The 16,692-nt window shown below is 69.6% G+C and carries 18 protein-coding genes; 9 read left to right on the top strand and 9 right to left on the bottom strand.

Annotated elements, in window-relative coordinates; all coding sequences use genetic code 11:
* Positions 1-80: 80 nt before the first annotated feature.
* Genes BMX29_RS03615 through BMX29_RS03605 form a run of 3 tightly spaced genes read right to left on the bottom strand, consistent with a single transcriptional unit; the run spans position 81 to position 3,018 of the window.
* Positions 81-1,124 carry a YcjF family protein gene (locus BMX29_RS03615; RefSeq protein WP_092810480.1) on the bottom strand — a complete coding sequence of 348 codons (1,044 nt, stop codon included), beginning with the start codon at positions 1,122-1,124 and terminating at the stop codon, positions 81-83.
* A complete protein-coding gene (locus BMX29_RS03610) occupies positions 1,121-1,606 on the bottom strand; it encodes a GNAT family N-acetyltransferase (protein WP_240093101.1) in 486 nt (161 codons plus the stop codon). Before BMX29_RS03610 ends, BMX29_RS03615 begins: the two co-directional genes overlap by 4 nt.
* The gene (locus BMX29_RS03605; RefSeq protein ID WP_092810478.1) at positions 1,603-3,018 is read right to left on the bottom strand and encodes a YcjX family GTP-binding protein; all 1,416 of its coding nucleotides are present in this window, start codon (positions 3,016-3,018) and stop codon (positions 1,603-1,605) included. Before BMX29_RS03605 ends, BMX29_RS03610 begins: the two co-directional genes overlap by 4 nt.
* 104 nt (positions 3,019-3,122) lie before the next feature.
* On the opposite strand from BMX29_RS03605, the gene truA reads away from it, so the two are divergent.
* The 4 genes from truA to BMX29_RS03585 all read left to right on the top strand — a co-directional run bounded on the left by truA (position 3,123) and on the right by BMX29_RS03585 (position 7,242).
* Positions 3,123-3,893 (top strand): tRNA pseudouridine(38-40) synthase TruA, encoded by a 771-nt coding sequence (truA, locus tag BMX29_RS03600; protein ID WP_092810476.1) that lies wholly within the window; start codon positions 3,123-3,125, stop codon positions 3,891-3,893.
* 58 nt (positions 3,894-3,951) lie between these two features.
* Complete coding sequence (locus tag BMX29_RS03595) at positions 3,952-4,617, top strand: SDR family NAD(P)-dependent oxidoreductase (protein WP_092810474.1); 666 nt, start codon at positions 3,952-3,954, stop codon at positions 4,615-4,617.
* Positions 4,614-6,140, top strand: a complete 1,527-nt coding sequence (locus BMX29_RS03590) for a cryptochrome/photolyase family protein (RefSeq protein ID WP_175471110.1) — start codon at positions 4,614-4,616, stop codon at positions 6,138-6,140. The genes BMX29_RS03595 and BMX29_RS03590 overlap by 4 nt, the downstream gene beginning before the upstream one ends.
* Before the next feature lie 136 nt (positions 6,141-6,276).
* Complete coding sequence (locus BMX29_RS03585; RefSeq protein ID WP_092810470.1) at positions 6,277-7,242, top strand: calcium/sodium antiporter; 966 nt, start codon at positions 6,277-6,279, stop codon at positions 7,240-7,242.
* Positions 7,243-7,364: 122 nt separating this feature from the next.
* Here BMX29_RS03585 and BMX29_RS03580 read toward each other — a convergent pair whose 3' ends face one another.
* The 3 genes from BMX29_RS03580 to BMX29_RS03570 are packed head-to-tail and all read right to left on the bottom strand — an operon-like array spanning position 7,365 to position 9,887.
* Positions 7,365-7,580: a hypervirulence associated TUDOR domain-containing protein gene (locus BMX29_RS03580; RefSeq protein ID WP_043842914.1), complete on the bottom strand. Its 216-nt coding sequence runs from the start codon at positions 7,578-7,580 to the stop codon at positions 7,365-7,367.
* A gap of 26 nt (positions 7,581-7,606) precedes the next feature.
* Positions 7,607-8,344 carry a DUF4336 domain-containing protein gene (locus BMX29_RS03575; RefSeq protein WP_092810468.1) on the bottom strand — a complete coding sequence of 246 codons (738 nt, stop codon included), beginning with the start codon at positions 8,342-8,344 and terminating at the stop codon, positions 7,607-7,609.
* A 4-nt stretch (positions 8,345-8,348) separates the two neighbouring features.
* A complete protein-coding gene (locus BMX29_RS03570; RefSeq protein ID WP_092810466.1) occupies positions 8,349-9,887 on the bottom strand; it encodes an MORN repeat-containing protein in 1,539 nt (512 codons plus the stop codon).
* Between the two features lie 231 nt (positions 9,888-10,118).
* Between BMX29_RS03570 and BMX29_RS03565 the strand changes: the two genes are divergently transcribed.
* Positions 10,119-11,780 carry an NAD+ synthase gene (locus BMX29_RS03565; RefSeq protein WP_092810464.1) on the top strand — a complete coding sequence of 554 codons (1,662 nt, stop codon included), beginning with the start codon at positions 10,119-10,121 and terminating at the stop codon, positions 11,778-11,780.
* Positions 11,781-11,849: 69 nt separating this feature from the next.
* Positions 11,850-12,302, top strand: coding sequence for a phosphate-starvation-inducible PsiE family protein (locus BMX29_RS03560; protein ID WP_043842917.1), 453 nt, complete (start codon positions 11,850-11,852; stop codon positions 12,300-12,302).
* A 12-nt stretch (positions 12,303-12,314) separates the two neighbouring features.
* Here BMX29_RS03560 and BMX29_RS03555 read toward each other — a convergent pair whose 3' ends face one another.
* Positions 12,315-12,713 (bottom strand): metallopeptidase family protein, encoded by a 399-nt coding sequence (locus BMX29_RS03555; RefSeq protein WP_092810778.1) that lies wholly within the window; start codon positions 12,711-12,713, stop codon positions 12,315-12,317.
* A 145-nt stretch (positions 12,714-12,858) separates the two neighbouring features.
* Between BMX29_RS03555 and wrbA the strand changes: the two genes are divergently transcribed.
* Positions 12,859-13,452 carry an NAD(P)H:quinone oxidoreductase gene (gene wrbA / locus BMX29_RS03550; RefSeq protein WP_092810462.1) on the top strand — a complete coding sequence of 198 codons (594 nt, stop codon included), beginning with the start codon at positions 12,859-12,861 and terminating at the stop codon, positions 13,450-13,452.
* Positions 13,453-13,574: 122 nt separating this feature from the next.
* Positions 13,575-14,126 carry a 2OG-Fe(II) oxygenase gene (locus tag BMX29_RS03545; protein ID WP_092810460.1) on the top strand — a complete coding sequence of 184 codons (552 nt, stop codon included), beginning with the start codon at positions 13,575-13,577 and terminating at the stop codon, positions 14,124-14,126.
* 3 nt (positions 14,127-14,129) lie between these two features.
* Here BMX29_RS03545 and thpR read toward each other — a convergent pair whose 3' ends face one another.
* Both thpR and BMX29_RS03535 read right to left on the bottom strand, forming a co-directional pair.
* Positions 14,130-14,678, bottom strand: a complete 549-nt coding sequence (gene thpR, locus BMX29_RS03540) for an RNA 2',3'-cyclic phosphodiesterase (protein WP_175471109.1) — start codon at positions 14,676-14,678, stop codon at positions 14,130-14,132.
* A 69-nt stretch (positions 14,679-14,747) separates the two neighbouring features.
* Complete coding sequence (locus tag BMX29_RS03535; RefSeq protein WP_092810456.1) at positions 14,748-15,218, bottom strand: GNAT family N-acetyltransferase; 471 nt, start codon at positions 15,216-15,218, stop codon at positions 14,748-14,750.
* 116 nt (positions 15,219-15,334) lie between these two features.
* Here BMX29_RS03535 and gltX point away from each other — a divergent pair, with 116 nt between their 5' ends.
* Positions 15,335-16,672, top strand: coding sequence for a glutamate--tRNA ligase (gene gltX, locus BMX29_RS03530; RefSeq protein WP_092810454.1), 1,338 nt, complete (start codon positions 15,335-15,337; stop codon positions 16,670-16,672).
* Positions 16,673-16,692 lie beyond the last annotated feature (20 nt).

The following is a 16,692-nucleotide window of genomic DNA, read 5'->3' as shown; positions in this document are numbered from 1 at the left end:
CCCTCCGCCGGGGGGCCGGCCATTTCTCTTTTTCAGGGCCTTAGTGGATCGCCCCAATTCAGTGCGCGTGCAGCGCCAACCTAGCGACCCGACCCGAATAGCCCGGTCATGCTCTGCGCCACCAGATTGCGGACCGACGGCCGTGTCTCGGGGGTGAAGGGCACGGGCCGGCAGACCTCCATCGCGGCCACTCCGACACGGGCGGTCAGGCTTCCGTTCACAACCCCCTCGCCGAAGCGACGTGACAGCCGGGCAAGCACGGACCCCCCGAGAAGCGGCTCCAGCATGTCCTCGCCCGCCGATATCGCGCCGGTCGCCAGCAGGTGGGAGAACACCGCGCGCGTCAGCCGCCATGTCCCCAACGTGCCGGACCGGCCGCCATAGACCTCGGCGATGCGCCGGATCATCCGCAGGTTCGAGGCCAGCGCCGCGGCCACGTCGGCGAAGGCCAGCGGCACCAGCGCGGTCACGCCGGCCACCTGTCTCGCCGCTGCCTGCACCTCGCGCGCGGCGGCCTTGTCGAGAGGGGCCAGAAGCTCGTGCTCGGCAAGGCTCAACAGAGCCTCGCCGTCGAACACGTCGCCGCGCCGCTCGGCCAGCCGCTCGCGTCCCCAGCGGGTGTCGTCCCGCCCCGCGTAGAGTGCGACCAGCCGGTCGGTCACGTCCATTGCCGCGTCAAGCGCGCCGGATGCGCGCGCCACGCCTGCGTCGCGCGACAGGCTATCGATCCGCGCCAGCCGGGCGAAGGCGCGCGCCTCGCGCAGGGCCAGCAGCAGGACCACCACAACGAACGCGGCGAACAGCGCAGTGATCGCCCAGCCGAGAATGACGTTCTGCGCCAGCATCGCCTCGACGAAGGCCCAAACCCCGGCGGTCACGAAGACGCCGACCAGCGCGGCGAGCAGCCGCCAGAACCAGCGGCCGAGCGCGGTCCTGCGACGGCCGGCGACCCGGATCGCTGCCTGCATCGCGGCACCCTCGGGCGGCGCGTCGGGAAGGTCCGGTTCCGGCACCGGGGGCGCGTCGGCGGGGCTCGGGCCTTTCCTGGCGCCCGTGTCGGCATCCGCGTCGAGGTCGAAGAGAACGGGACCCCGGCGGGCCTTGGTATCGCGTTCGTCGCTCATGCCGCCGCCTCCTGTCGCCGGGTCCAGACGCAGCGCACGTCAGGCAGGCCCTCGTCGTTGGCGCCGCGGGTGGCGGCCACCTCGCGGAAGCCCCGGCGCGCGTAGAAGCGGCGCGCGGGCCCGTTGGCGGCAAAGGTCCAGAGCGCCAGCGTCTCGCGGACTGCCTTGGCCCGGTCCAGAAGTGCGGTGCCGAGGCCCGCGCGCCGTGCCGCGTCGCGCAGGTAAAGCGCGTGGATCTCGTCGCCTTCGCGCGCGAGGAAGCCAATCACACGGCCGGCCTCGTCCTCGGCCAGCGTGACCCAGCCGCGGTCGATCATCAGGCCCGCATGGGCGATGTCCTCCGCCCCGGTGTGCACGCGCGGCAGCCACGGTGTCGCATCGGTGAAGGCACCGAGGATGCCGGCCACCGCGCCCGCGTCCGTGGTCCGTGCCGCCCGCAGGGTCACCGGGCGCTCGAGCGTGATCGTGTCCGACCCGCTCACAGCTTGTCCCCGATCAGGAACTGCGCCGCGCGGTCCAGACGAATGTGCGGCGGGCCGTCACCCGGGCGCAGGCTCAGGTTCGCGGGGGCGAAGCTCATGATGCCGTAATCGCCGTCGAGCCAGCCCTCGGCGCCCTCCTGCGCGGGCCCAAGCAGCTTCTGCGGGTCTTGCGGCAGATCGCCGGGGTAAAACGCGGCGCTCTTTCCGGTCTCGAGCAGCGTGCCGCGCACGCAGTCCAGAGACTGGCCGTGATGCTCGCGGGTTTCCTCCGTGGTGGCGCGCAGGGCTGCGATGGCCATCGACTGCGTCTCGGCCCCGGCAAAGCGCGCCCGGTCGGCGGCCTCGCGGGTCAGCGCCTGCATCAGCGCGGCGAGGCTCGGGTGCTGGGTGTGGTGCAGGTGGTCGGCCTTGGTGGCGGCGAACAGGATCTTCTCGACCCGCTTGCCCATGAGGATCTGGCTCAGGAAGGCGTTCCGCCCCGGGCGGAAGGCGCCGAGGATATCGGCCATCGTCCGTCGAAGGTCCTCGACCGCAGCCGGGCCCTTGTGGATCGCGCCGAGCGCGTCGACCAGCACCACCTGCCGGTCGATCCGGGCGAAGTGGTCGCGGAAGAACGGCTTTACCACCCGCGCCTTGTAGGCCTCGTAGCGCCGCTCGAACTCGCGCCAGAGCGACTTGCGCGGTGCGTCGTCCTGCGGTGGCAGAGGTGCGAAGGTCAGGACCGGGCTGCCGGCGAGGTCGCCGGGCAGGAGGAAACGGCCGGGGGTCAGGTCGGAGTATCCCTCGGCCCGTGCGGCCTCCAGGTAACCGGTAAAGGCACGGGTCAGCACCTGCGCGCGGGTCTCGTCGAGCTTGGCGGTTGCGTCCTCGCCCTTGAGCGCTTCGAGCGCGTCGGCGGCGACGGGGCGTCCGGCGAGCCGTTCGATGGTGTCGCGCGACCATTCGGCATAGCTTTTGTCGAGCAGCGCGAGGTCCAGCAGCCATTCGCCGGGATAGTCCACGATGTCGAGGTGCACGGTCCGCGTGCCCTGAAAGCCCGACAGAAGGCCCGTGGGCCGGACCCGCAGGGAGAGGCGCAGCTCGCTGATCGCGCGCGTGCTTTCCGGCCAGTGCGGTCGGTCGCCCAGGAGCGCGGCGCGGTGCGCCTCGTAGTCGAAGCGGGGCAGGGTGTCGTCGGGCTGGGGCTGCAGGTAGGCGGCCTCGATCCGGCCTTCGCCGACGGCGCGGAGCTGGCTCATCCGCCCGCGGTCGGTCAGGTTCGCCACGAGCGACGTGATGAACACCGTCTTGCCCGCACGCGCGAGCCCGGTCACGCCGAGGCGGATCACCGTCGGGCGGAACGGGTCCGTGACCGCGCCGGTCAGGCCCTCGACACGACGCGAGAGGTGGTGGGCGAAGTCTCCGATGTTCAAGGGCGCGCTCCGTTGGCTGTCGCCCCTAGATAGAACCCGCACGGCCCCGGTAAAAGGGCGCGCGCACGCTTGCCCGGGCGCGACGCAGGCTCTAAGGCCCCACCATGCCTCGATACGCGCTCATGGTGGAATACGACGGCGGCCCCTTTTCGGGCTGGCAATGGCAGGACGATCAGCCCTCGGTCCAGGGCACGATCGAGGCTGCGCTCGCCCGGCTGGAGCCCGACCTGCCACGCATCGCCGCCGCCGGCCGGACCGATGCCGGCGTGCACGGCCGCGGGCAGGTCTGCCATTGCGACATGGCGCGTGAGTGGAAAGCCGAGACGCTGATGAACGCGCTCAACCACCACATGCGGCCCGCCCCGGTGGCCATCGTCGCCGCGGCGCCTGTGGCCGACGACTGGCACGCGCGGTTTTCGGCCTCCGAGCGGCGCTACCTCTTTCGCATTCTAAACCGCCGTGCCCGCGCCACGCTCGAGGCGGGGCATGTCTGGCAGGTGCAGCGCGCGCTGGATGCGGACCGCATGGCCGAGGGGGCCGCGCGGCTCGTGGGCAGGCACGACTTCACCACGTTCCGCTCGACCATGTGCCAGGCGGCGAGCCCGGTGAAGACGCTGGACGCCGCCGAGGTCGAGGTGGTCGAGACCGGCGCCGGCCGCGAGCTGCACCTGCGGTTCCGAGCGCGATCGTTCCTGCACAACCAGGTCCGCAGCTTCGTCGGCACCCTCGAACGCGTGGGCTCCGGCGCCTGGACGCCCGAGGACGTGACCCGCGCGCTAGAGGCCCGGGACCGCGCAGCGTGCGGCCCGGTGGCCCCGCCGCAAGGGCTCTACCTGACCGGGGTGGGCTACGACGAAGATCCGTTCTCGGGCTGATGCTCGGGGGCACTTCGTCGCGCTTGAAGCGGACCCGCCCGCCGCTAGCTCGCGGGCAATGGAAAACGCACTGATCATCGGCGCCTCTGGCGGGATCGGCTCTGCCGTGGCAGCAGAACTGAAGGACCGCGGCGTCAATGTCACCGGGTTGTCGCGCTCGGGCGATGGGCTGGACGTGACCGAGGAGTCCTCGGTCGAGCGGCATCTCGGCGCGCTCGACGGCCCGTTCGACCTGGTCTTCTGCGCCACCGGAGCCCTGGAGATCGACGGCGCCGCGCCGGAGAAGACGATCAAGAGGCTCGAGCCGGAGGCGATGCGCGACCAGTTCATGCTGAACGCGGTCGGTCCGGCGCTGGTGCTCAAGCACGCGATCCGGCTGGTGCCGCGCAAGGAGGCCGCGGTGATGGCGGTGCTGTCGGCGCGCGTGGGCTCGATCGGGGACAACGGCATCGGCGGGTGGTATTCCTACCGCACGGCCAAGGCCGCCGTGAACCAGGTGGTGCACACCGCCGCCGTGGAATTCGCGCGCTCGCACCGCCACCTGTCCTGCGTCGCGCTGCACCCCGGCACCGTCGAGACCCGCTTCACCGCCGACTACCAGGACACCCATCCGACCGTGACGCCCGAGCGCGCCGCCGCCCGGCTTTGCGACGTGTTCGAACGGCTGGGCCCCGAGCATACCGGCGGCTTCTACGACTACGCCTTCGAGGAGATCCCGTGGTGAGCCGTCTGATCCTCGTTCTGGGCGACCAGCTGTCGGAAAACCTCTCGGCCCTGCGCGAGGCGGACAAGGGGTCGGACGTGGTTGTCATGGCCGAGGTGCGCGAAGAGGCGACCTACGTTCAGCACCACCCCAAGAAGATCGCGCTGGTCTTCGCTGCCATGCGCAAGTTCGCCGCCAGCCTGCGCGAGGACGGCTGGGACGTGCGCTATACCGAGCTCGACGATACCGACAACGCGGGCTCCATCCCCGGCGAGCTTCTGCGCCGCGCCGACGAGACCGGCGCGAAGGAGGTTATCGCCACCGAGCCGGGCGAGTGGCGCCTGATCGAGGCGCTGTCGGACATGCCGCTCAAGATTCACCAGCTTGCCGACGACCGCTTCATCGCATCGCGCTCCGAATTCGAGGACTGGGCGAAGGGCCGCAAGTCGCTGCGGATGGAGTATTTCTACCGCGAGCAGCGCAAGAAGACTGGCTACATGATGGACGGCGACGAGCCTGCCGGCGGCCAGTGGAACTACGACCACGACAACCGCCAGCCCGCGCCCGAGGACATCGACTTCGGCGGCCCGATGCACTTCACCCCCGACGAGACCGTCGAGGCGGTGCTGGAGCTGGTCGAGGCCCGTTTCGGCAACTGGTTTGGCGAGCTGCGCCCGTTCTGGTTCGCCACCGACCGGGGCCAGGCGCGGCGCGCGCTCACGCATTTCGTCAAACACGCCCTGCCGAAGTTCGGCGATTACCAGGACGCGATGATGGGGGACGAGCGGTTCCTCTATCACTCGGTGATCTCGGCCTACATGAACCTCGGCCTTCTCGACCCGCGCGAGGTCTGCGACGCGGTCGAGCAGTCGTGGCGCGACGGCGACACGCCGATAAACGCGGCCGAGGGGTATATCCGGCAGGTGATCGGCTGGCGCGAATACATGCGCCAGATCTATTTCCACGAAGGCCCCGACTATCCCCGGCGCAACGCGCTCAATCACCAGCGGGCACTGCCGCCGCTCTACTGGGGCGCGGAGACGAAGATGCACTGCCTGTCGAAGGCCGTGGAGCAGACCCGGGACGAGGCTTACGCCCACCACATCCAGCGGCTGATGGTTACCGGCAACTTCGCCCTGCTGTGCGGGATCGATCCGGCCGAGGTCGAGGACTGGTACATGCGTGTCTACTTCGACGCGTTCGAGTGGGTGACCGCCCCCAACACCGTCGGCATGAGCCAGTTCGCCGACGGCGGCGTGATCGCGTCGAAGCCCTACGTCTCGAGCGGGACCTACATCGACAAGATGTCGGACTATTGCGGCGACTGCCATTACTCGGTGAAGCAGAAAACGGGCGAGGGCGCATGCCCGTTCAACGTTCTCTACTGGCACTTCATGGACCGCCACCGCGACCGCTTCGAGAAGAACCCCCGCATGGCGCAGATTTATGGCACCTGGGACCGCATGAAGCCCGACAAGCGCGAGACCATCGTCGCCGAGGCCGAAGATTTCCTCAAGCGGCTGTCGAGCGGCGACACGGTCTGACCTCGCCCGCGCGATTTTCTGGCGGGCGTATTGAAAGACCAGGGCCCGACGCCGATTTGCGGCAAGCGGTCGTCGAAGACCGTGCCGCCCATGCGTCGGTCCCGAGGGACGACACAGGGCACGAAGGGACATTCTCATGACGGACATCTGGCTGCCGCTTCTGGCGGGCCTCGCGCTGCTGATCCTCGGCGGCGATCTTCTGGTACGCGGATCGGTCCGTGTGGCCGAGCGGCTGGGCGTCTCGCCGCTGGTCATCGGCCTGACCCTCGTGGGCTTCGGCACGTCCATGCCCGAACTCGTGACGTCGGTGCAGGCGGCACTAGCCGGGTCGCCGGGGATCGCCTACGGCAACATCGTCGGCTCGAACATCGCGAACATTCTGCTGATCGTCGGCGCCTCGGCGATCCTGTTTCCCATCGCCATCGCCTCCCAGGCCCTGCGCCGCGACGCGGTGGTCATGCTGGCCGTGGCCGTGGCGTTCGCGGGGCTTGCCCTGCTCGTCCCGATGAGCCGCCTCGTGGGGGTCGCGTTCCTCGCCGTGCTCTGCGGCTACATCTATCTCGCCTTCCGCCAGGAGAGCGCGGGCGCGGTCGCTACAAAGGCCGCCGCACTCGAGGGCGTGGACCCGGCCGTCACGCCGGCGGCCGCCCCCCGCGGTGGCCTCGCGGTGCCGCTGGGCCTGGCCGTCGGCGGCTTGCTGATGGTCGTGTTCGGCGGCTCGCTCCTGGTTTCGGGGGCCGTGGCGCTCGCGGAGTCCTTCGGCATTCCCGAGACCGTCATCGGCCTGACCATCGTTGCGATCGGCACCTCGATGCCCGAGCTGGTGACCTCGATCGTCGCGGCGGTGAAACGTCAGAGCGACGTGGCCTTCGGCAACATCGTCGGGTCGAACATCTACAATATCCTCGGAATCGGCGGTGCAACGGCGCTGATCGCGCCGGGACCGGTGCCGGAGGGAATTGCCGCGTTCGACGCGCTGCTGATGGTGGGGGTCTCTGTGGCGCTCGTCGCCTTCGCGGCCACGGGCCTGCGGATCGTGCGCTGGGAGGGCGCTGTCCTGCTCGCGGGCTACGGCGCGTATGTCTGGGCGATCTGGCCCTGACGCCTGGCGGCCGGGGGCGCGGAACCTGAACGAAGCGCGTCGCGCGGGCCGTTCAACCGTCCCGCAGAGCGGACACATATGCCTGACGGCGGCGCGATCCGGGGTTCGGATCGCGCCGCGTCTCAGTTCGCTTTCCGGACTTCGGTGCTCTTCTTCAGCACCGGGGTGCCGTCCTCCTGGCGGATGAGGAAGGCCGGTTCGTTGACGCTGGCGTCGCGGGTCACTTCGTTGCCCTTGATCGTCTTGGTCACCTTCTGCGTATAGCGCTCCTCGATCTCGCCCGAGGCGGTGCCGTTGCCCCAGTCCCATTCCACGCGGTCTCCGGTCGAATAGCCCATGTCGGCCTCCTGTCTGTGATCGCGGGTCAACCCGGATCAGAGGCGTGCGGTTCCCCGCGGCCGCCGCGGGCGAGGGCGCCGAACGCGCGCTCGAGCAGGGGGGCGGGGTCGCGGTCGACCGGGGTGCCGTGGGCGACGACCAGCCGTTCCGCGGGCCACGACAGGATCCGCGCGGCGGCCGGGCGTGCGGCGGCGCGATCGACGAAGCCAACGCGGAACTTGGCCGGCATCGCGGGTTCGGGTTCGGTCATGCGGTCGAGCCGCGCGATCACCTTGCGCCAGCCGCGATAGAAGTCGCGGGGGATGTTCTGCATCAGGTCGCAGACGAGGACCGTGCGGCTGGGCCGGTGGAGGAACACCGCCTCGGTGGTCAGCCGGTTGCCACGCACGAGCGCCATGTCGAAGACAGCTCGCCAGGCTCCCGGCACGTCGTCCGACAGGGGCCGGACCGGCCCGAGGTCGGGATGCTTCCCGGCCACGTCCGGCGCGGCGTAGACCCGTGCCTCCGGGTATGCCGAGGCCCACTCGCCCACGAAGAGGTGATGCAGGCCGTTCGGCGCGACCACGTGGCGGACGGGCCCGAGCGCGTCGACGGCGGCGCGCAACTCTGGCGTCAACGCCACGGGCGACCAGACCCAGAGACCGCAATCGGGCATCCGGGCCACGGCCATGCGGGTGGGGAAGCGGAAGCCGCCAGCGCCCCGGACGACCGGCCCCTCCGAGAGGAAAAGGTCGGGTCCGAAGGCCGCGAGCGATTGTGTCATGCGGTCAGCCGTCGTCCGAGGCGGCGTCGGCCCCGGAGGTCTCCGCGGTGTCGGGCGTCTCGGGTGCGGGATCGGCATCGGGAGCGTCCGGGGTGTCGGGCGTCTCCGCGTCCGGGGCGGCGTCATCCTCGCCGGCCGGGTCCTGCGTCAGCGCGCCGTTGATCCACTCGCCCGAGCGGGTCTCGCCGCTGGCATAGGTCATCGTGCCCTCACCCTGACGCTTGCCGTCGGCGAAGGTGCCCTCGTACACGTCGCCGTTGGCGTAGGTGGCGGTGCCCTGGCCCGAAATCTCGCCGTCTTCCCACTGGCCGGTGTAGCGGAAGCCGTCGGCCATGACGATCTCGCCCTCGCCGTGGCGCTGGCCGTCCTCGAACGTGCCGGTGTAGACCGTGCCGTCGGGATAGGTGGCGGTGCCCTGGCCCTCGCGCTCGCCGTCGACCCATTCGCCGTCGTAGCGGTAGCCGTCGGGATAGGTCATCACGCCCTGGCCGTGGTTGCGCGCGTTGCGGAAGCCGCCCTCGTAGACCAGCCCGCCCTCGTATTCCGCGCGGCCCTCGCCCTCGATCACGCCATCGACCCAGTCGCCCTCGTAGGTGGCGCCGTCCGGGTACGTGATGCGGCCGGTTCCGTGCGCCAGCCCGTCCGCGACCTCGCCCACGTAGACCGAGCCGTCGGGATAGGTGATCTGGCCCTGGCCTTCGATCTCTCCCTCGACCCAGGTGCCGGTGTAGGAATAGCCGTCGGTCCCGGTGAAGGTGCCCTGGCCGTCGCGCTGGTCGTCCGAGAAGCCACCCTCGTAGACGTCGCCCGAGGCGTAGGTCACCCGGCCTTCGCCCCGGCGGCGGCCGTCGGCGAGTTCGCCCTCGTAGACGTCGCCGTTGGGCTGCGTGAGTGTGCCCTGTCCGTCGATCTGGCCGTCGTCCCAGGTGCCTTCGTAGACCAGCCCGTCGGGCATGGTCAGCGTGCCCTGTCCCTCGCGTGCGCCGCCGGCGACGCGGCCCTCGTACACCGAGCCGTCGGGATAGGTGATGGTGCCGTTGCCTTCCTTGACGCCGTTCACCCAGTCGCCCTCGTAGACGTAGCCCGAGGGGGCGGTCATCGTGCCGCGCCCGTGGTGCAGCGCGTTGCGGAAGCTGCCCTCGTAGCGCACGCCGTTGGCGTAGACCGCGACGCCCTGTCCGGCGATCTTGCCGTCCTTCCAGGTGCCCTCGTAGGAGCCACCGTCGGAGAAGGTGATCTTGCCGACGCCCTCGGGCTTGCCCTTGGCGAACTGGCCTTCGTAGGTCGAGCCGTTGGGGAAGGTCGCGGTGCCCTCGCCGCGGATCTCGCCCTCCACCCACTCACCGGTGTATTCGTAGCCGTTGGGCAGCCGGTAGGTGCCGGTGCCGTGCTGCAGCCCGTTGCGGAACGTGCCCTCGTAGACACCGCCGTCATCGTACTGCTTGGTTTGAATATCGCCGTCCTGCGACTGCGCGGAGACAAGCGCGGGGAGCGCAAGCGCCGCCACGGCCGTCACGAGATATCGGCGAAACTGTCCGCGCATGCGTCTCAAAGAACCCCCACGTCCTGTGCCACCCGGTCGGAAAGTGTTGGAAAACTAACGGCGCGCCGTCTGCCATACAACGCCTTTCGCGCCGCCCTCACGGTGAGGTGCGGGCCGCCGCCGGGGCCGGGACCGTGGTCGCGACACGCCAATCGCGGTCCACCGCTTCCCCTCGCGGCCCCATCTGCTATGTCGGCACCCGACCGAAGACGTGACGCGAAGGGGCGGGCGATGGCCGACAGGTTCCGGCTGACACTGGCACAGCTCAATCCCACGGTGGGCGATCTCGCCGGGAATGCGAGCCTCGCGCGCGACGCGTGGGAGGCCGGACGCGCGGCGGATGCCGATCTCGTGGCGCTGCCCGAAATGTTCGTGACCGGCTACAATACGCAGGATCTCGTGATGAAGCCCGCCTTCCACATGGCGGCGATCGAGGAGATCCGCGCGCTGGCCCGCGACTGCGCCGACGGCCCCGCGCTGGCCATCGGCGGGCCGTGGATCGAGGGCACCGAGCTTTTCAACGCCTACTTCATCCTCAAGGGCGGCAAGATCGCGTCGACGCAGCTCAAGCATCACCTGCCCAACGACGCGGTGTTCGACGAGGTGCGGATCTTCGACGCCGGCCCGATCGGTGGACCCTACAGTGTCGGCAATACGCGCATCGGCTCGCCCATCTGCGAGGACGCCTGGTACGACGACGTGGCCGAGACGCAGGCCGAGACCGGGGCCGAGCTGCTGCTGGTGCCGAACGGCTCGCCCTATCACCGCGGCAAGTACGAGGTCCGGCTGAACCACATGATCGCCCGCACCGTCGAGACCGGGCTGCCGCTGGTCTACCTCAACATGGTGGGCGGACAAGACGATCAGGTGTTCGACGGCGGGTCTTTCGTGCTGAACCCCGGCGGCAAGATGGCGGTGCAGCTTCCGGTGCTGGAACAGTGCATCGAGCATGTCGACTTCGAGCGCACCGACGACGGCTGGCGTGCCGTCGAGGGCCGCTTCGACCGCCACCCCGACACGCTGGAGCAGGACTACCGCGTGATGGTCACCGCTTTGCGGGACTACCTTGCCAAGTCGGGCTTCTCGAAGGTTCTTCTGGGGCTCTCGGGCGGGGTGGACAGCGCCATCGTGGCGGTGATCGCGGCCGACGCCATCGGCCCCGAGAACGTCCGCTGCGTCATGCTGCCGTCGGAGTACACCTCGGAGCACTCGCTCGAGGATGCCAAGGCGGTGGCCGAGCGGCTTGGGTGCCGCTACGACTTCGTGCCGATCCAGCAGGGCCGGGACGCGATCGCCGAAACGCTCGCCCCGCATTTCGAGGGACGCGACGCCGACCTGACCGAGGAAAACATCCAGTCGCGCCTGCGCGGGCTGCTGCTCATGGCGATGTCCAACAAGTTCGGAGAGATGCTGCTGACCACCGGCAACAAGTCCGAGGTCGCGGTGGGCTACGCCACGATCTACGGCGACATGGCGGGCGGCTACAATCCGATCAAGGACCTCTACAAGACACGCGTCTTCGACATCTGCCGCTGGCGCAACGCCAATCACCGGGACTGGATGAAGGCGCCCGGGGGCGAGGTCATGCCGCCACGGGTGATCTCCAAGCCGCCGTCGGCCGAACTGCGCGCGGACCAGAAGGACAGCGACTCGCTGCCCGATTACCCCGTGCTCGACGGCATTCTCGAGATACTCGTCGACCGCGACGGCTCCATCGCCGACTGCGTGGCCGAGGGGTATTCCGCCGAGGACGCGGCCAAGGTCGAGCACCTTGTCTATGTCAGCGAATACAAACGCTTCCAGTCCGCGCCCGGCGCGCGCCTGTCCGAGCGTGCGTTCTGGCTGGACCGCCGCTATCCCATCGTGAACCGCTGGCGCGAGGGGCGGCGCTGAGGCGCGACCGGAGCACGGTCTTGGGGGTGACGTCACGACAACGCCGTCCGGCGCCCTAGGTCATCTGCCATGCAGAAGACCGTGGACGTTCTCTACACCTTGTTCTCGCGCCTCGTTGCCGTGGCGCTTCTGCTGGGCACGGCGGCGGTGGTGATCCTCGCCACCGCGAGTTTCCTGCGGTTGACCGTCGAGGTGGCGCAGACCGACGGGATGCAGATCCCCTACACCACGCTTCAGACGCTGTTCGATCTGCTTCTGGGCGCCGTCATCGCGATGGAGCTTGCGCACTCGGTCCACCTGATGCTGTCGGGGGGCAGTATCTACGCACAGGTCCGAATCGTGCTGGTGATCGGGATGCTGGCCGTGGTCCGCAAGCTCATCGTGATCGAGCTCGAGACCGTGTCCGGGATGCTTCTGCTCGGTCTCGCTTCGGCCGTGTTCGCGCTGGGCTGCGCCTTCGCGCTGGTCATCTGGATCGACCGGCAGCACGGCGCCCCGCGGCGCGAGGGCGACAGCGAATAGGGCTGCTCCGGCCTATTCCCACCATCGGTCGATTTCTGCGATCTCCTCGTCGGACCAGCCGAAATGGTGGGCGATCTCGTGCACCACGACGTGCGCCACCAGGTCCTCGAGTTCCACGTCGCCGCGGTCACGCCACTCCGCGATGATGGGCTCGCGGAAGAGCCAGACCTGGTCGGGGAAAGGCGCGGGATCGGCCACGGATTTCTCGGTCAGGGGGATGCCCTCGTAGAGCCCGGTGAGATCGAGCGGGTCGTCGATCTGCAGATCCTCGAGCATGTCGCGGTCGGGCCAGTCGGCGACGTGCAGCAGCACTGCGCGGGCATGGGCGTCGAAGGGCGCCGGCAGCGCCTCGAGCGCGGACCGGGCCATGGATTCGAAGTCTTCGGGCGACGGGGTGGAACGCGTGGTCATCCGGCTCATATGGCGCGGGGAGCGGCGGTCGTGAAGCTCTGCGTTCCTGCACAGAACCCGCGCATCGCACCGCGGAACGTTCTGCGATACGCCAAGTTTCGACACCGAACGGACCCAACCATCCATTCCTCAGAAGGAGCTTCCGATGGCACAGCCGAAAATTACGATCATCTTCTACTCCACCTACGGCACCAACCACGCCATGGCGAAGGAGGTCGAGCGTGCGGCCACCGAAGCCGGCGCCGAGGTCCGCCTGCGCCGCGTCCCCGAGACCGCGCCGAAAGAGGTGGTCGAGGGGCAGGACGCCTGGAAGGCGCAGCTCGAAAAGATGTCGGACATCGCCGAGATCAGCCACGACGACATGACCTGGGCGGACGGCTACTTCTTCCTGTCGCCCACCCGTTACGGCAACCCCGCGAGCCAGCTGCGCGTCTTCATCGACACGCTCGGCCCTCTCTGGATGGACGGCAAGCTGGCCGACAAGACCGTGACCGCGGCCACCTCGGCCAACACCGTGCACGGCGGTCAGGAAACCACGCTTCTGACGATGATGGTCACCTTCTCGCACTGGGGCTGCATCATGGTCCCGCCGGGCTACACCGACCAGTCGATCTTCGAGGCAGGCGGCAACCCCTACGGCTTCTCCAAGGCCGCGGGCGAGTTGACCGACACCGACAAGGCGGCGCTGGCGCACCAGGCCAAGCGCCTCGTCGAGAAGACCGCGAAGCTCATCGCCTGATCGGGCGGTTTCGCGCCACCGGGCGCTGAGCATGTCGCTTTTCGCCGCGCGCGTCGGTTTCCGGCGCGCGCGGTTTCTCGTTCCGTGGCATCGGGCCCGACCTTCCCACTTCGCCGACTGCCATGATCGCCACGCACACCATCCCCGACGCCTTTTCCCCCGCCGAGTGCGACCGCATCCTCGCGCTGGCCGACGCAGCGCCCCTGCGGGACGCCGGCCTTGTCCGCGGCCAGCACGACCACGGCCAGCGCCGGGCCGAGCTGGCCTGGCTCGATGAGGCCGAGGGCGGCGAGTGGGTGATGGACCGGCTGGTGGACGTGGTGCGCCGCGCCAACCGCAGCGTTTTCGACTTCGAGTTGACCGACTTCGCCGAAAGCCCGCAGGTCGCCCGCTACGGCGCCGAGCGCGCGGGCCATTTCGACTGGCACGCCGATATCGGCGAGGGGGCCGTCGCTGCACGGCGCAAGCTGACGATGGTTGTGCAACTGTCCGAGCCTGCCGACTACGCCGGCGGTGGGCTCGAGATCATGCCGAGCGCGGCGATCATCACGGCGCCGACGCAGCGTGGCGCTGCCACGCTGTTTCCCTCGTTCATGCTGCACCGAGTGACGCCGGTGACCGAGGGCGTGCGGCGGTCCCTGACCGTCTGGGTCCACGGGCCCGCGTTCCGCTAGGGCTCAGGCAAGCGGGAACTCCGCAAGCGGTTCGTAGACCGGCCCGTCCTTTGTCAGGATCGATTCGTAGAGCACCACTTCGCGCGCCGGGATGTCGTCCACGTGCATGGCGCCCTCGTGGCGCAGGAACGCGGCGAGCTTGTTGTCCTCTTCCGTGGTCAGCCGGGCTGGCAGGCGCGCGAAGGTCACGTGCGGCCGAAAGCGGCGGCGCTCCAGAACCAGCCCGGCGCCGTGGCAGCGCGAGCGCACGCGGTCGTGCAGGTCCTTCAGCGCCCCCGGCACAGGATCGACCGCCAGCGCCAGCGACGGACCGGTCTCGTTCGGCCCGAAGCTCTGGACGCCCGACAGCCGGAACGAGAAGGCCGGGGGCGCCAGCGTTTCCAGCGCCTCCGCGACCTCGCGCAGCTCCGCCTCGGGCACATCGCCGAGGAAGGCCAGCGTCAGGTGCATGTTCTCGGACGGCACGGCGCGGCCCACGTCGAGCCGGTCGGCCATCGCCTCGAGCACCTCGGCGTCCGAGGACGGCAGGGGCAGGGCGATGAAGGCGCGCATGGCGGGTCCTCTCGGCGGAGTGCTTGGCGCGGCGATCATGTCAGGCGGGAGCGCACCTGCAAGGGGCCGTCAGGTCAATCTCTTCTCGTAGAAGACCCGGTCGAAGCCATCGTCCTCGCGCCGGTCGACCTCGACATAGCCGAGCCGTGGATAGATCCGCTGATTCTCGGTCATCGCCGCGTTGGTGTAGAGCGCGACGGTGCCGAAGCCGTCGGCGAGGGCACGCTCCTCGCAGAACCGGATCAGCGCCTTGCCGAGCCCGCGCCCGGCCGCCTCGGGGCGCACCGCCACGCTGTCGAGGTAGACGTGATCGCCCTCGGGCCAAAACGTCACGAAGCCAAGGAGGCCGTGCTCGGCATCCGTCGCGACCCACACCACGCCGCGCGCCACGAGGGCGGCGAAGTCCGCGGCCATGGGCGCGGGCGCCCGGCCGATGCGGGGGATGTAGGGGGCGTAGGCCTGCTCGGCGCAGGCGCGGATCGCGTCCACGTCCGTCGCGCGGGCCTGCCGTATCGGAATGGGGGCGCTGTCGTCCGTCATGGCAGCACCGTGGCCCGTCCGGCGCGCGACCGCAATCGGGGGCCGCGTGGGCCTCGTGATATGGACAACCGGCGTCCGTGGTGGCAAGGCGTGAGCCGCATTCGAGGAGCCCCGAGATGACCACGACCCGCTTCGCGCCGTCGCCCACCGGCCACATCCACGTGGGCAACCTGCGCACCGCGCTGTTCAACTTCCTGATCGCACGCAAGGCTGGCGGCCAGTTCATCCTGCGCATCGACGACACCGATCCCGAGCGGTCGAAGGAAGAGTACGTCGACGGCATCAAGCGCGACCTGGAGTGGCTGGGCCTGCACTGGGACAAGGTCGAGCGCCAGTCGCTGCGGCTGGATCGCTACGAGGCCGCCGCCGATCGCCTGCGCGAGATGGGCCGTTTCTACGAGGCGTTCGAGACGCCGACCGAGCTGGACCTCAAGCGCAAGAAGCAGCTGAACATGGGCCGCCCGCCGGTCTACGACCGCGCCGCGCTGGCGCTGTCCGACGACGACAAGGCGAAGCTGCGCGCCGAGCGGGGCGACGGTCACTGGCGCTTCAAGCTCGACCACGAGCGGATCGCGTGGGAGGACGGCATCCTCGGCGAGATCTCCATCGATGCGGCCTCGGTGTCCGACCCGGTGCTCATCCGCGGCGACGGGCAGGTGCTCTACACGCTGGCCTCGGTGGTGGATGACGTCGAGATGGGCGTGACCCACGTGGTGCGCGGCTCGGACCACGTGACCAACACCGCGACGCAGATCCAGATCATGGCGGCGCTGGGCCACGGCCATCCGGCCTTTGCCCACCACTCGCTGCTGACCGGCCCGCAGGGCGAGGGGCTGTCCAAGCGCCTCGGCTCTCTCGCGCTCAAGGACCTGCGCGAAAGCGGCGTGGAGCCGGAGGCGCTGCTGTCGCTGATGGCGCGGCTGGGGTCCAGCCAGCCGGTCGAGCTGCGCGCGTCGCTCGACGAGATCGCCGAGGGCTTCGATCCGTCGCAGTTCGGCTCGGCCCCGACCAAGTTCGACGTCAACGACCTCTACCCCCTGAGCGCGCGCAAGCTGCACGCGCTGCCCTACGACGACATGGCCGACGAACTGCGGGCGCTGGGCGTGCCGGATAACAAGGCGCCGCTGTTCTGGAGCGTGGCGCGCGAGAACATCACCACCCGCAACGACCTGCCCGCGTGGTGGGCGATGTTCAGCGAGGGTGCGGACCCCAAGATCGACGACGAGGACCGCGAGTTCGTCGCCCAGGCCATGGCGATGCTGGGCGAGCCGCCCTACGATGCCGACACCTGGAAAACGTGGACCGACGCCGTGAAGGCCGAGACTGGGCGCAAGGGCAAGGGGCTCTACATGCCGCTGCGCCGCGCCGTGACCGGCATGGACCGCGGCCCCGAGATGGCCGACGTGATGCCGCTGATGCAGGTGGTGCGCGCGCGCAACCTCGCGAAGGGCTGACGCTCCGCGGCGACCAACAT

The organism is Roseivivax marinus, from assembly GCF_900109705.1.
Classification (GTDB): Bacteria; Pseudomonadota; Alphaproteobacteria; order Rhodobacterales; family Rhodobacteraceae; genus Roseivivax; species Roseivivax marinus.
Note: the sequence above shows the minus strand (reverse complement) of the source record. Positions and strands in the feature narration are given on the sequence as shown.